Origin of the sequence: Lactococcus protaetiae, from assembly GCF_006965445.1 — a bacterium.
Taxonomy (GTDB): domain Bacteria; phylum Bacillota; class Bacilli; order Lactobacillales; family Streptococcaceae; genus Lactococcus; species Lactococcus protaetiae.
In genome coordinates, this window is the sequence record NZ_CP041356.1 from 1,732,394 (window position 1) to 1,745,693 (window position 13,300).

Genomic DNA, 13,300 nt, shown 5'->3' on the forward strand with positions numbered 1-13,300 from the left:
AGAAGTGAAGAAAAAAGTAGGTACTTTTGTAGGAATGTTGATACTTCTTTTTACAGCACTGTTTCCAGCCGCTAATGTATTTGCTGTAGGAACATTGAACGTAGATGTTAATGTCTCGAATATGATGAGTTCCACATTATCTGGACAAGATGCCTTGTATCGTATGGATTTCAAAGTAACAGGGATTAATACGACGTATAATAATGCTAAATTAACAGTCAGTGTTCCAACAGGGTTTAGTTTAGATACTGCCAATATGCCTTTAAATAGTATTGCGATTAATGGAATAACACCTGTTTATGATACTACAGCTAATACTTTAACCTATAATTTAGGGACAGTTAGTTCTGGATTAGATTATTCTCTAGTCCTGAAAGTAGCAACGACTAATGGCTCTACTCCGAATGGAACGACACTAACATTAGCTGCTAAGTTTACTGCAGATAATTTTGATGGAAATGCAGCCGACAATGCATCGGTGACAGTCAATGCATCTAATACAATTAGTACATCTAAAACAGCGGCTTCAATTACAGATTCAAGTGGCAAAACTATCTCACGTCCTCCTGCAACGAATGATATCATCAATTGGCAAATTAAAGTTGCAGATATTAATAAAACAACGGGTTTATTGTATCTTAAAGAAGGATCTAATATTGTAGTGGTAGATACTCTTCCAGATGGATTGTCTTATGTTAGTGATGATTCTGGTGGTGTATATAATGCTTCAAATAATACAGTTACTTGGACTTTTGGAGCACCAACTATGGCTCAACAACAAGCAGCAACAGGAGATTTATATAATAAGACAATCAATGTAAAAACGACGATAACCAGCACAACTAATTTTTCAAAATTGACTAATAGTGTGAAAGCAACTGCGACAGACTTGAATGGAAACCCTGTGACAAATACTTCATCAGCATCGGTTAGTATGGGTTTAAGTGATCCTTCTGCTCCAGAATTACCTTCAGGAAATATTTGGGTATTGCAACATGGTGCAAATGCGGCGGCTGGTTTTTATCAATCACAGTGGACTCAAGGCTCAAATCCAGATCCAACGCTTTATAATGACCAAACTTGGGCGACAGCCTTTAATATTCGAGATAATGCAGCTAATAGTCAAACCAAAGATATGACTTCATATGTGGCTTACTATTCAATCGACCCACATTTGAATTTAAGTTCTTTGTATGTTCCAAGTTATGTCTTAGCTTATGATGCGGCTAACAACCCGAGCACGGCTATGGTTGGTGCGCAACATCCTAATATGGATATTTATATTACAGTAAATGGGACAGAATATAAAGCAGTCACTAATGCGACAGACCTAACAACTTATCAGATGAGTGCAATCTTTACTCAATTGGGATTACCTCAAGATAGTCATGTTTCTAATGTGAGATATAATTACACCTATGCTCCCGCAGGAATGTATGCGAGTAATATGGCGTTAAATTTCACGATACAAAGTGGTTATGTGGGGAAAGTCACGAATACTGTGGTTTATAAAATATCTGGTTATAATGCAGCGGGTCAACCAGTAACCATTGATACTACATCTAATTCTACAAACCCTAGTAACGTTGTTGGAGCAAGAACAGCAGAAATAGTTGCTCGTCCAGTACCGAGTCCTCCAGTTGCAACTTCCAAGATTAGTTTTGACACAAATAATAATGGAGTTGTAAATTTGGGAGCTAATCGTGTGACAGGTAACTTTGGAAATATCAACACATCAACCTCAAATATGAACGGTCCATTTACAGCAGTGGTTATCTTACCTAAGGGTGTAACAGTTAATACAGTAAATCCCAGCTATCAGCTAAGGAGTGCGATTGGTAACTCATGGGATAGCGCAACGACAGATGGAAATAATGCTAATGGTACTGTTAAGATACTTTCTACAAATTATAATGGTACAGGGCAGGAACAAGTTTTAATTAGTTGGACAAGTGATAGTATTTTACAACCAGGCCAAGCTCTATGGTACGGTTTTAATGTAAACATCGACAGTACAGCTTCCTCCCCTATCCAACTCTATACTTTTGGGGCATCAAGTGATACAAACCTCACAGTTCCTACTGCTCCAAGTAAAATAACGGATTCGTTCTTGTTGACAGATAACGGTTCAGATGATATTGCAAAAACAGCAGATATCAATAACAATGGTAGCAGTACAGATAAGTTGGTTAAATCAGGCAATCAATATACGGTATTGAGTAACTATGGTTTAAATGTTCAAAAGCAAGTACAGGGGAATTTGGATTCAGGATACTCTACCTTTGGTCATGTTTCACCTGGTGGGACAATTGATTATAAAATAGCCTTGACTACACGTAATCCAAATCAGACACTTACTAACTTTGTCTTTGTAGATGTACTTCCATCTGTGGGAGATTTAGGGATTACGGACAATACTGCTAGAGGTTCTCAATTTACTCCTATTTTGACGGGACCTATTAGTTTACCTAGTTCTTGGAATAGTCATGTTACAGTTTATTATTCTACAGCTAAAAATCCCTCTCGTTCAGATTTAACAGCTAATGTGGCTTATCCTAATACAACGACTCAATTGACAGACCCGAGTGGAGTTCAGACCGCCAATTGGCAAAGTGCTAGTCAAGTAACGGATTGGTCTCAAATTCATAGCTATATGATTAAACAAAACGCTGGAGATACGTGGAGTAATATTTCTAATTTGATTTATACTTTCACGATGCAAGCTCCAACGGTAGCTCAACTTATCTCAGCAGGAGAAACAAGCGCCCTTGCAACTAATGTTTCAGGAGACCCTACAAGTAATCCAACAAATCGGGCAGCTTGGAATTCCTTTGCTTATCAGGAAAATACTTCCCAAGTTATTGAACCAATCAAAGTTGGGGTTGCAATGGAAAACTATACAGGTGATGTATACTTGCTTAAATTTGAAACAGGTACAACTGTGGATACGGATAGTGATGGAAAACCAGATATTGACTCTAATTATCATTTGACTAAGGGAAATCCTTTGTCTGGTGCAGTCTTTGATTTGGTTGATGCGAGCGGGAAAACAGTAGGAACTGCAACAACAGACCAATACGGTCAAATTCATTTTAGTAATGTTTGGTATGGAGATTATACTCTTGTAGAAACAAAAGCTCCTGCAGGGTATGAACTGTTGAAAAAACCAATTCCTGTCACGGTTTCATCGTCAAATAATGGTGTTACAGTAGCATTTGCAGGTGATAGTCCACAAACTGTTCTTCCTAGCACAGGAGGTGATGGATCAAACCAAGTGCCACTAATTGTAGCAAGTAGTTTAGGACTTGTAGGACTAATTACACTAGGTGCAGGATACCTCATCCAAAACAAGAGAAAGAAAGGAGAGGAAAATGATGTTATTGAATAAAATAAAAATTTCAACTGCTTTTAAAATACTTTTGTTCATTTCATTTCTCTTTTTCAGTTTTGTTTCTAAAAACTTGACCTTTGCAGATACATCAACTCCTGATACTTCGTTGACAATTGTGAAATATAAACTTTCTGAATCGCAGCTTCAAAATTCTAATTTACCGAAGCATCCAACAGGGTCGATTTTGGGAGCTAATGAAGCTAAAGACTCATCGGGAAATGATTTAACAATAATGTCAGGGGTTCAGTATAAGATTGATGAGGTCATACCAAGTAATGATGAGAATGTACCGTTTGAAATTGCTCCTAACAATCATTCTCAAGTGATTACTACAGATGGTGAGGGACAAGCAACGATTACGCTTCCAGCAGGAATATATAGAGTAACAGAACTTCAAGGAGCGGGGATTCAGAATCCCGCGGCACCTGTTATCGTTCAACTTCCAATGACTTTACAAAACGGTCAGATTTTGAATCACGTTTATCTCTATCCAAAATCTAGTGTCATATCTCCTCAAAAAGAAACAACATCTTCAAGAGCTAAGGAAATAAGTAACATTCCGCAAACTTCTGGAAGTGAAAGTTCTTTATATCCTATTTATATCGCTTTATTCATAGTGATTTGTGCAGGATTATATGGTCTGTTTATCATCAAGTCTAAGCACTATACTAAATAATGATAAAAAGGAGGAAGAGTAGAGCAGGTGTCATGATTAATTTGAAAAATTTGCATGCTCTGATGATAATACTCTTACTATTTCTTTCTCCTTTTTATCTATCTTTTTTAACAAGTTTTTATTGTTAGATTCTATATTAATGATTATCACAGGAAGAAATTCTTCTTGTGGTAATGAATGGAATAATATCAGTAATTATTTTATTCATTACCACAAGAAAAGGGGAAACGATGAGAAAGAAAAAAATTCCAGTATTGCTAGTTGCCGCAATTATCTTTATTTTTGTTGGTATTGGTGCATTAGTGTACCCTATTGTAGGAGATTATTTTGCAAATCAACAGCGCTCAACAGCTGTTGCTCATTATGATAATCGATTAGAAAAAATTTCTAAATCAGATATTGAACAAAAATTAAAGGATGCTCAGGAATATAATGATAATATTTTTGCTCAACAGCAAGGAGAAGTCGCACCTTATCCTAATATCAAGTATAAAAACACAATTAATGTTGGTGGAGTTATGGCAACGCTAGATATTCCAGCGATTGATATTAAAAATATGCCTGTTTTTCATGGCACGAATGAATTGACTTTGAATGACGGATTGGGGCATTTTCAGCCTTCATCAGTTCCGATTGGAGGAAAAAATACTCGTGCTGTTATTGCAGGACATTCTGGACTACAAAATCAGGTATTGTTCACAAATGTGCGGAATCTTCAGGTAGGAGATATTTTCTACATTAATGTTTTAAAGAAAAAATTGGCTTATCAGATTCAATCTATGGACGAAGTTCTACCTTCTCAGGTAGATAAAGTTAAGATTATTCCTGGTAAAGATATGGTTACTTTGGTTACTTGCACTCCGCCAGGAATCAATACTTATCGTCTTTTGGTAAATGGGGTTCGTATCCCGTATAGTAAAGCTCAAAAAGAAAAAGTAACTCATCGAGATATGTTCAGCTATACTAAGGTGGTTATTGCTTCATTGAGTCTTTGTATTCTTTTATTTATTATTATCTTGATTTTATACCGTATATTAAAAGGTCAATATAATCAAGCGGTTAAAATGATGAATGAAGGGAATCGAGAAACTTCAGAAAAAAGGCTGCGCAGGTTATTTAAAGCAGTCAAAATCCTTTTTATCACGCTAATTATCGTGATGGTTGCAGTTTTAGGATTTACTATTTATGGCTACACACAGATTCAACATCAGAGGCAGATGAATAGTATTGAGGTAGGGAAGACAGAACAGCTCTCAAATTATAATTTAGATAAGATTAATCGTGCTAATTATACAGAGTCAGATGTCACATCTGTTGGGATTGGAAATTATGCTGAGGCTAAGATAAATTTTAATCAAACAGTCAATGATTGGGGTGTTGGGAAAATAGTAATCCCTAGTCAACAAATTAATCTTCCAATATTGGCTGGGATGAATAATGATAATTTATTGAATGGTGCAGCTACGTATAGTGTTCAGCAGCAGTTGGGAAAGGGAAATTATGTTTTGCTTGCACACAATATTCCTAATAACAAAGGAGAGTCAAGTCCAGTTCTTTTGGGAAAAATCAATAAGTTAAAAAAGGGAGATGTGATTTATGCCTCAGATTTCAAAAATGTTTATGTTTATAAAGTTACGACAAATCAGGTCGTTAAGGAAACTGAGACACAATATATTGAACAGCCACAAGATAGGAGAAGTGGGGCAATGATTACTCTTATTCGTTGTGAAGGTGGAATGGGAACTCAATTTCGTCGTGTTGTACAGGGAGATTTGGTGAAAAAAGAGTCATTAAATCAACTAGATAACGAACGTTTAAAGGATTTGGGGATGAGCAGAACGGCATCTAAGTTATCTAGCGAAATATATACTGGCTCTAGTTATTCGTCAATTACTGTTTTAGGGATGAGGATTGCAGCGGCTATTATTAATAATCCGATGCAAACTCTTATTCCTATTGTGTTACTTTTGATGGTTCCTATTCTTTTTTTAAATTTACTTTGAGTTTTGCGCTAGAGAAGAAGTGATAGGAGTGATAAAGGAGTCAGAGATTTATGGGCAATCTTGAAAAACAAAAAGAAATCAATGAACGAATAAAAGCGATTAAGAAAGTCATTCAGCGTTATAGAATCCCAATTTTAAGGCTTTCAGAAAAAATAGATTATCCGGGAACGATAGTGGCTGATGTTTTGTTTTTTAGAAAAAAAGCTGGGGATGATTTTTTGGAAAAGGTTGAAAAAGGATTGGAGGGGATTATTAGAGAAAACAGAAACTTGAATGTGATGACGAAGCAACATGATAGAGAAGAAAAAACTAAGGATTCATTTGAAAATTTAGGTTTTTTAGATTCAAAAGTTCCAGTAAAGTTTGGTGTAAAAATAAGGCGTATTCGCTATACGTTGAAATATTCAAAGGAGGAATTTGGTGAAAAACTTTCTCCAAGTTTATCAGTTCGTATTATCGATGAAATGGAAAATAACCAATTTGTTCCATCGCTAAGTTACCTTATCCAAATTGCAGATATGGGAAATGTGACATTAGACTGGCTTTTAAGAGATTAATGGCTTAAAGGAAGTATTTTAGGAGAGAGTGTGTGAATTCTGTCAGCACTTTTAAGTTAAAAAATAGTTCAATTATGAAAATTATGGAATTTAGACATCTCTGTAATTAGATTTATGTCTATGTTTTTTAATTGGTTTAACAAAAAAAGAATCACTTTATTGGCGATTCTTTTTATTACGGCTTGTCTATTTTTATTTATTGTCATTCATGAAGAAAAGCAATGTTTGAAGCTCTTTAGTGAGATCAATAGATTGAACAACAACATCTGATGGGACACGAAGGCGAATAGGCGCGAAATTTAGAATTCCTTTGATACCAGCTTTAATCAAAATATCAACGACTTCCTGAGCGTCTTCTTTTCTAACAGAAAGAATAGCAGTTTTAATATCTGATTTTTTTACATTTTTCTCTAAATCAGAAATATTAAAGATTGGGATACCATCGTCTGTCTGTGTACCCACTAATGGATTTCCAGAAATGTCATAGGCTTGAGTAATTCTCATTTTATTGCGTTCTTGGAAGTGGTAGTGAAGCAATGCTCGCCCGAGATTTCCCACCCCAATCAGTGCCAAATGTGTTTCTTGGTCTTGACCAAGTAATTCGCCGAAAAAGTCGCGTAATGCTTGTGTTTCATAACCATAACCACGGCGCCCAAGTTCACCGAAAAGAGAGAAGTCTCGACGGATTGTTGCAGCATCTACACCAATTTTTTCAGAAATCAATTGCGAATTGGTCCGTGTGATATTTTCCTCAACCAGATTTTTAAATAAACGATAATACTGAGGAAGACGTTTTGCGGTTGCTTTTGGTAAAGTTTTATTTAATTTAGTGTCAGTCATTTTTTTCTCCGTATAAAATGTGTATTTTAGCACATTTCATCTTAAATTTTTATTTCAAGAGTTAAATCTGTTTCTTTTGTGATAATTTTACCAAAAGTTTGTGAAATTATCAACCAAAAATAACGGAAGTGAATTATGACCGTTATTGTCAGCGCTGACAATGTGTTGTCAGACGAATAAATAATATAAATGAAGCATAAAAAAACTGTCAGCATACTGACAGTTTTTCTGTAATTAATTAGTGATTCAAATTAACCTGACTATCACTGACAGAAATTTTAAGGGCTTGATTCAAATTACCATCAGTAAAGGGAAAGCTTTGGCGCTGATGACTCACATGGAGTGCGCTATCTTGTCCATCAATCATCAGACCAGCTACCTTAGGATAATTTAATGTGAGTCGGCTATCATTAAGTGTCCACGTGCCAGATTTTTTGACAGTAAGTGCGCTTGTATCAAAAGCAGAATCATTGGCACTGACATTAAAGAGATTGGTCTGTAAGTTGGTCAGCATGAGGTGCGAGTCTGTCCCTTTAGAAATAAGGGTTGAAAATTGACTGTCTGAAATCTCAAGATGACTATCTGAGAAGTTAAGTACTGCCGGAGAAGCTACGGATAAATGACGAGCAGTCAACCTGGTATCACGAAACTGACCTGAAAAATTTTTCAAAGAAAAATGTTCTAGTGTTATTGTTGTATCAGAAAGTTGTAATTGTAAAGATTTAATCTGATTTTTGTCAGGAAGTGTGATGATTAACGACTCTTTTTGAGCAGAAGCAAAAGATAAAGTTGGACCTTTAAAACCAGTTGATTTTGTCTGAATGATTGCATTTTTTCCTTGAGAAGTAATCATTGTATTACGGTCAAGTAGGCGTGACTCAACTTTAAACTCAGAACCTTCTTTAAACGATACATTGACATCTGACGCATTAATTTTAAGATTTTCTACAGAGGAATTGAGAGTTTGATGAGCGACAATCATCTTGCTAAGTTGTGGATGACCATTTTTCCAGATGATACTTCTATGCGCTCCCATCCCGAATCCGATGAGTCCGAGTGCGCAACCTAAAACCAAAAGCACAGCACCAGCTATCATAAGATTTTTAAATTTCATCAAATTGCTCCCCTCACCTTAATATTCGATTTTTTTGTTAATTTGTAACCGATCCATTTGATAAATTTCATAAATAAATTAAACAAAATATGGGTAAATTCGAGTGTTAACGGAGTAAAAATAAATCCAAGACCGATAGCAACAAAAGCAATCCCTGTGAAGAAGATGAAAGTTATCAAACTCTGTGCGAGAATTCCAAAAGCAGAAATCAGAGTAAAAAATCCACTAAAAATCAGAGCAATTACTGTAATATAGCAAGAGAATAATAAGGCGAAAAGCACAATGCAGCAAGCAAATAAAACAAGAAAAAGACTTAAAGCGACAGGAAGCAACAAGGGAGAGGCAAAGAGTCCGAGAACAATCAACCAAACCAATTGCAATCTGTGTTTGGGGTTTTGAGGCTGAACAGCTGTACTATTTTCATCATCATGTTCTAAGAAATAGGTCATTTTGAGTGCTTGAGCAAATTTTTTTGGTGTTCCATATTTTTCTATAATTTGTTCTAAAGTGAGGTTTGCATCAAGAAAATATTCTTCATAGTATTCCAAAAGTTCAATGGTTTCTTTTTGAGGAATACCCGACAGGTGTTTTTGAACCTCATTAAGATAGTTATTCATCTGTTTCTCCTAACATTTCATCAATAATTTGTCGAAAGTTCTTCCAATCTTCTGTAATTTTTTTGAGTTCATCTTTTCCATCGGAAGTGATTCTGTAATAACGTCTCATTCTTCCTTCAAAAGGAACATCATAGGTTTCAAGTAATTCATTTTTTTTGAGACGACGGAGTACAGGATACATTGTTGATTCGCTTATAGGAAGCCGTTCTTGGACATTTTTTGTGATAATGTACCCATAAAGGTCTTCTTGATTAAGTAAGGCTAAAACGGTGCCGTCAAGTAAAAGACTTGGGATTTGAATTTCCATAGATTTCCTTTCTATATCGTTTATAATACTATATTATATGAAATATAGTATAAAGTCAAATTATTATGTGATACTTAAAACGTTTTCAAATGTATTCTTTTAATGATAAAATAGAATTACGATAGAAACAAAGATTTTCAGGAATCAGTGATCATTTAGTTAAGGAGAAAATATGATTAAACTTTATCTTAGTAGTTCTTGCACATCGTGTAGAAAAGCGAGAAAATGGTTACAAACTCATGGTATCGCGTTTAGAGAAATTAAATTATCACCAAATTTGCTGAGTAAGGAGGATTTAATCGGGATGTTATCCTTATCAGAAAATGGTTTTGAAGATATTATTTCTAGTCGAAGCAAGAAATACTTGGAAGTTGTTTATGATTTTGGAAATTTACACCTCGATGAAGCTATCGCTTTAATCCAAAGAGAGCCAAGATTTTTGAAGAGACCACTTATTTTAGATGAAAGACAATTACTGATTGGTTATAATAAAGAAAAAATTCGTAGTTTTATTCCTACGGAAGCACGTAGAGTTGCCTTGAAATCAAGAATGGTTCTAGCTTAAGCGTGGGGAAATGAGCAAATAGACTTACCAATATGAGTAAGTCTATTTTAATTTCGCAAAAATCTAGCTTTGTCTTTGCTTATATCTCCATATCGAAAAGAAAGAGAATCATAATTACTGATTAAATAATTGCTTCTTCAATGATGAGTTAGAAAAAGAGTACCAAAAGCCGATTTGAAATGATATAATTAATACGAGTGCCTGACAGCTAAAAATAGAAGTAAAGCTAATCCGTCGTGGATAAACGCCAATAAATGAGTCCTGTGGTATGAAGTCAAGACTTATTCAGTGGGAGTTTCGTAAAACATTTGTCCATTTTCTCTAGTCGCTATCTTCGCTGCGCTACGCTGTCCGTTTGCTTAGCTGTTAAAGCAGCAAGAGCAAAAGGCAATGCGACTGATAAAAGGGCAACTCACCACTGAATTTAAGATACAACCTCTAGGTGTAACAACTCAGCGACCTGTACGCAGCTAAAGCTGCAACAGTCTGCTTAACATCTTCGATATGGGGTCACACCGTAGCGAAGCTTCGTTATCCATTCGCTCTATCTCCACTTTGCTTCGCTGTCGATTTCACTAAGCCACTAAAGTGGCAAGTTCAAATCGCAATCAACTAAAGTCGCAAGGCGAAGTGGTCTTGTCCCTGAAGCCTAAGTGCTAAAGCACTAACGCCCTAGGGCAGTCGGACGAAATTCAAAGTTGGTGCTGCTTCATCCCCTACATAAGAGGTAGGGGTGTTGCGATTGCGACTGGGTGCTTCAGCGCCTTAGCGAGCATCGACAGCGTAGCCCAAAAGGGCGGAGATAGCACGCATTTACTTCGATAATATCCTACTGGATATTAAAATGAAACTAGCATACTTCAAAAAGTTAAAGGACATCGTTTTATGAAGAGGTTTAAATAGAATTATGATTTTACTACAAGGAAATGGCATCGCTCGTACTTTTGGTGGCGATGTTTTATTTAAAGATATTAATTTTAGTTTGCAAGATAAGTCGCGTATGGCTTTGGTTGGACGAAATGGTGCTGGAAAATCCACCTTATTAAAAATTATTGCTGGAGTTGAGGAGCCAAGTGCAGGAACGATTTCAAAAGTTAGAGATTTGTCAATGAACTATCTTGCACAGGATACGGGGTTAAACTCGGATTTAACGATTTTTGATGAGATGCTAACAGTTTTTGAAAAACTACGTCAGATGGAAAAACAGCTTCGTCAGATGGAAATGCAGATGGGAGAACTAGAGTCTAATGATTTAGCGGTTCTCATGGCACGATATGACTATCTCTCAGAAGAGTTTCGAATCTTAAATGGTTTTACCTATGAGGCAGAGATAAAGGCAGTATTGAATGGTTTTCGCTTTGATGAATTGATGTGGGATAGAAAAATTTCAAGCTTATCTGGGGGACAAAAAACACGACTTGCTTTAGCAAAAATGCTTTTGGAAAAGCCACAGTTGTTAATTTTAGATGAACCAACGAACCATTTGGATATTGAAACGCTGGCTTGGCTGGAAAATTATTTAAAAAATTATGACGGAAGTCTTTTGATTGTTAGTCACGATCGATATTTTTTGGATAAGGTTGTGAATGAGGTTTTAGAACTATCCAGAGGTGAATTGACGCGCTTTGTTGGAAATTATTCAAAATATGTTGAACTTCGTGAAGAAAAGTTACTTTCTGAAATTAAAAATTTTGAAAAACAACAAAAAGAAATTGCGAAATTAGAGGATTATGTAGCACGCAATCTTGCACGTGCTTCAACGACAAAAATGGCGCAATCTCGTCGGAAAAGGTTGGAAAAAATGGAGCGTCTGGACTCTCCTTCTGGAGATGAAAAGTCTGCACATGTTACTTTTATTCCCGAAAAATCTTCAGGTAATGTAGTTCTGACAGTGACAAATGCTGCGATTGGTTATCCTGATAAGGTGCTTTCAAAATCAATTAACCTTGATGAACGTAAAGGAGAAGCGATTGCTATTGTTGGCCCAAATGGGATTGGGAAAACAACACTTATTAAATCCATTATTGGTCAAATTCCTTTTATTTCGGGTGAGGCCAAGCTTGGTGCAAATGTGCTACTGGGTTACTACGATCAAGAGCAAGGACGTTTAACTCCATCTAATACTGTGCTTGACGAGTTATGGAATGAGCATCGGCTTCTTAATGAGGTCGAGATTCGCAATATGTTAGGAAATTTTTTATTCTCTGGTGAAGATGTGAAAAAGACGGTAGGAATGTTGTCCGGAGGTGAAAAAGCACGTTTATTATTAGCTAAATTGGCGATGAACCATGATAATTTTTTGATTTTGGATGAACCAACGAACCACTTGGATATTGATTCACGTGAGGTGCTTGAAAATGCTTTGATTGACTTTGCAGGAACGATTTTATTTGTCTCGCATGACCGTTATTTTATTAATCGCGTGGCAACAAAAGTGATTGAACTCTCAGCCAAGGGCAGTATGGAGTTTCTGGGCGACTATGATTATTACTTGGAAAAGAAAGAAGAAATTGAGTTTGCAAAGGAAGCGCTAGAAGGGCGAGAGTTTGTTGAATCAGCGAGTCAACAAGACTTTGCAGCACAAAAAGAAGCGCAAAAAAACCGACGCAAAATTGAGCGTGATGTTGCAAGTGCGGAAGAAACTTTGGAAAAAATAGAGTCTACAATAAAAGAGTTACTGGTGCAGATGCATGAAAATCCGGAAGATTTTGTAAAGCTTGGAGAACTTCAGGCGAGTATTGATATATTGACTGAGCAAAAAAATGAAACTGAGCTTGTACTTCTTGAAGCGATGGAACTACTAGAAGAGTTAGAGTAAGACTTGCAAATTTGTCTAATCTTTGATAGAATCATTCTAATAAAACTTTTAATTTAGGGTTGGATTTTGCAGATTGCTGTGAAACTGCCCTGTTCTGGTGACGGAAGTCCTAGGATAGTCCAGAGAGACTAGCAAGGTTGAGAACAGGTGTAAAATAATCATCTGTCAGTACTGACAAGAAGTCTGTCCGTTCAATATGGCTTGATTTGTATTGAACGTGCGCTTTATCGGCTTATACAATAAGCTGTCAGTATACTGACAGAAAACTTTTACAAAATTTTTCAAAACTTGCAGTGTTTCTGCAAGTTTTTTTGTTATAACACTACACAATTAATTGAGTTCATTTTTATTCGTTATGCTTTAAACACCAACTTTTATGCGCTGTGTCAAGGACTCTTGTATTAATGCAAAA

General features: G+C 36.0%; 10 protein-coding genes. 6 read left to right on the plus strand and 4 right to left on the minus strand.

Translation table 11 applies throughout. From position 1 onward, the window contains the following. Positions 1-4 precede the first annotated feature (4 nt). The 4 genes from FLP15_RS08380 (at position 5) to FLP15_RS08395 (ending at position 6,627) form a co-directional block, all read left to right on the plus strand. Positions 5-3,388: a SpaA isopeptide-forming pilin-related protein gene (locus FLP15_RS08380; protein ID WP_142766736.1), complete on the plus strand. Its 3,384-nt coding sequence runs from the start codon at positions 5-7 to the stop codon at positions 3,386-3,388. Further along, positions 3,372-4,067: a pilin N-terminal domain-containing protein gene (locus tag FLP15_RS08385; protein ID WP_142766738.1), complete on the plus strand. Its 696-nt coding sequence runs from the start codon at positions 3,372-3,374 to the stop codon at positions 4,065-4,067. Before FLP15_RS08380 ends, FLP15_RS08385 begins: the two co-directional genes overlap by 17 nt. Positions 4,068-4,297: 230 nt before the next feature. Beyond that, positions 4,298-6,070, plus strand: a complete 1,773-nt coding sequence (locus tag FLP15_RS08390) for a sortase family protein (RefSeq protein ID WP_223804593.1) — start codon at positions 4,298-4,300, stop codon at positions 6,068-6,070. A gap of 50 nt (positions 6,071-6,120) precedes the next feature. Next, positions 6,121-6,627: a helix-turn-helix domain-containing protein gene (locus tag FLP15_RS08395; protein WP_142766741.1), complete on the plus strand. Its 507-nt coding sequence runs from the start codon at positions 6,121-6,123 to the stop codon at positions 6,625-6,627. Positions 6,628-6,819: 192 nt separating this feature from the next. Here the strand turns inward: FLP15_RS08395 and FLP15_RS08400 are convergent, their stop codons facing one another. The 4 genes from FLP15_RS08400 to FLP15_RS08415 form a co-directional block, all read right to left on the minus strand. Then, positions 6,820-7,467, minus strand: a complete 648-nt coding sequence (locus FLP15_RS08400; RefSeq protein WP_142766742.1) for a redox-sensing transcriptional repressor Rex — start codon at positions 7,465-7,467, stop codon at positions 6,820-6,822. A gap of 238 nt (positions 7,468-7,705) precedes the next feature. Beyond that, a complete protein-coding gene (locus FLP15_RS08405; RefSeq protein ID WP_142766743.1) occupies positions 7,706-8,581 on the minus strand; it encodes a DUF4097 family beta strand repeat-containing protein in 876 nt (291 codons plus the stop codon). Beyond that, the gene (locus FLP15_RS08410; protein WP_142766744.1) at positions 8,581-9,198 is read right to left on the minus strand and encodes a DUF1700 domain-containing protein; all 618 of its coding nucleotides are present in this window, start codon (positions 9,196-9,198) and stop codon (positions 8,581-8,583) included. The genes FLP15_RS08405 and FLP15_RS08410 overlap by 1 nt, the downstream gene beginning before the upstream one ends. Next, positions 9,191-9,505 carry a PadR family transcriptional regulator gene (locus FLP15_RS08415; RefSeq protein WP_142766745.1) on the minus strand — a complete coding sequence of 105 codons (315 nt, stop codon included), beginning with the start codon at positions 9,503-9,505 and terminating at the stop codon, positions 9,191-9,193. Before FLP15_RS08415 ends, FLP15_RS08410 begins: the two co-directional genes overlap by 8 nt. Before the next feature lie 172 nt (positions 9,506-9,677). Here FLP15_RS08415 and FLP15_RS08420 point away from each other — a divergent pair, with 172 nt between their 5' ends. Then, positions 9,678-10,070, plus strand: coding sequence for a Spx/MgsR family RNA polymerase-binding regulatory protein (locus FLP15_RS08420; RefSeq protein ID WP_142766746.1), 393 nt, complete (start codon positions 9,678-9,680; stop codon positions 10,068-10,070). A gap of 907 nt (positions 10,071-10,977) precedes the next feature. Beyond that, the gene (locus tag FLP15_RS08425; RefSeq protein ID WP_142766747.1) at positions 10,978-12,888 is read left to right on the plus strand and encodes an ABC-F family ATP-binding cassette domain-containing protein; all 1,911 of its coding nucleotides are present in this window, start codon (positions 10,978-10,980) and stop codon (positions 12,886-12,888) included. The last annotated feature ends 412 nt before the right edge of the window (positions 12,889-13,300 follow it).

What these genes read in the sequence shown, in the direction of transcription:
- FLP15_RS08385 (WP_142766738.1), top strand. Translation starts at nt 3,372, where the DNA reads ATGATGTTATTGAATAAAATAAAAATTTCAACTGCTTTTAAAATACTT.
- FLP15_RS08390 (WP_223804593.1), top strand. Translation starts at nt 4,298, where the DNA reads ATGAGAAAGAAAAAAATTCCAGTATTGCTAGTTGCCGCAATTATCTTT.
- FLP15_RS08395 (WP_142766741.1), top strand. Translation starts at nt 6,121, where the DNA reads ATGGGCAATCTTGAAAAACAAAAAGAAATCAATGAACGAATAAAAGCG.
- FLP15_RS08400 (WP_142766742.1), bottom strand. Translation starts at nt 7,467, where the DNA reads ATGACTGACACTAAATTAAATAAAACTTTACCAAAAGCAACCGCAAAA.
- FLP15_RS08405 (WP_142766743.1), bottom strand. Translation starts at nt 8,581, where the DNA reads ATGAAATTTAAAAATCTTATGATAGCTGGTGCTGTGCTTTTGGTTTTA.
- FLP15_RS08410 (WP_142766744.1), bottom strand. Translation starts at nt 9,198, where the DNA reads ATGAATAACTATCTTAATGAGGTTCAAAAACACCTGTCGGGTATTCCT.
- FLP15_RS08415 (WP_142766745.1), bottom strand. Translation starts at nt 9,505, where the DNA reads ATGGAAATTCAAATCCCAAGTCTTTTACTTGACGGCACCGTTTTAGCC.
- FLP15_RS08420 (WP_142766746.1), top strand. Translation starts at nt 9,678, where the DNA reads ATGATTAAACTTTATCTTAGTAGTTCTTGCACATCGTGTAGAAAAGCG.
- FLP15_RS08425 (WP_142766747.1), top strand. Translation starts at nt 10,978, where the DNA reads ATGATTTTACTACAAGGAAATGGCATCGCTCGTACTTTTGGTGGCGAT.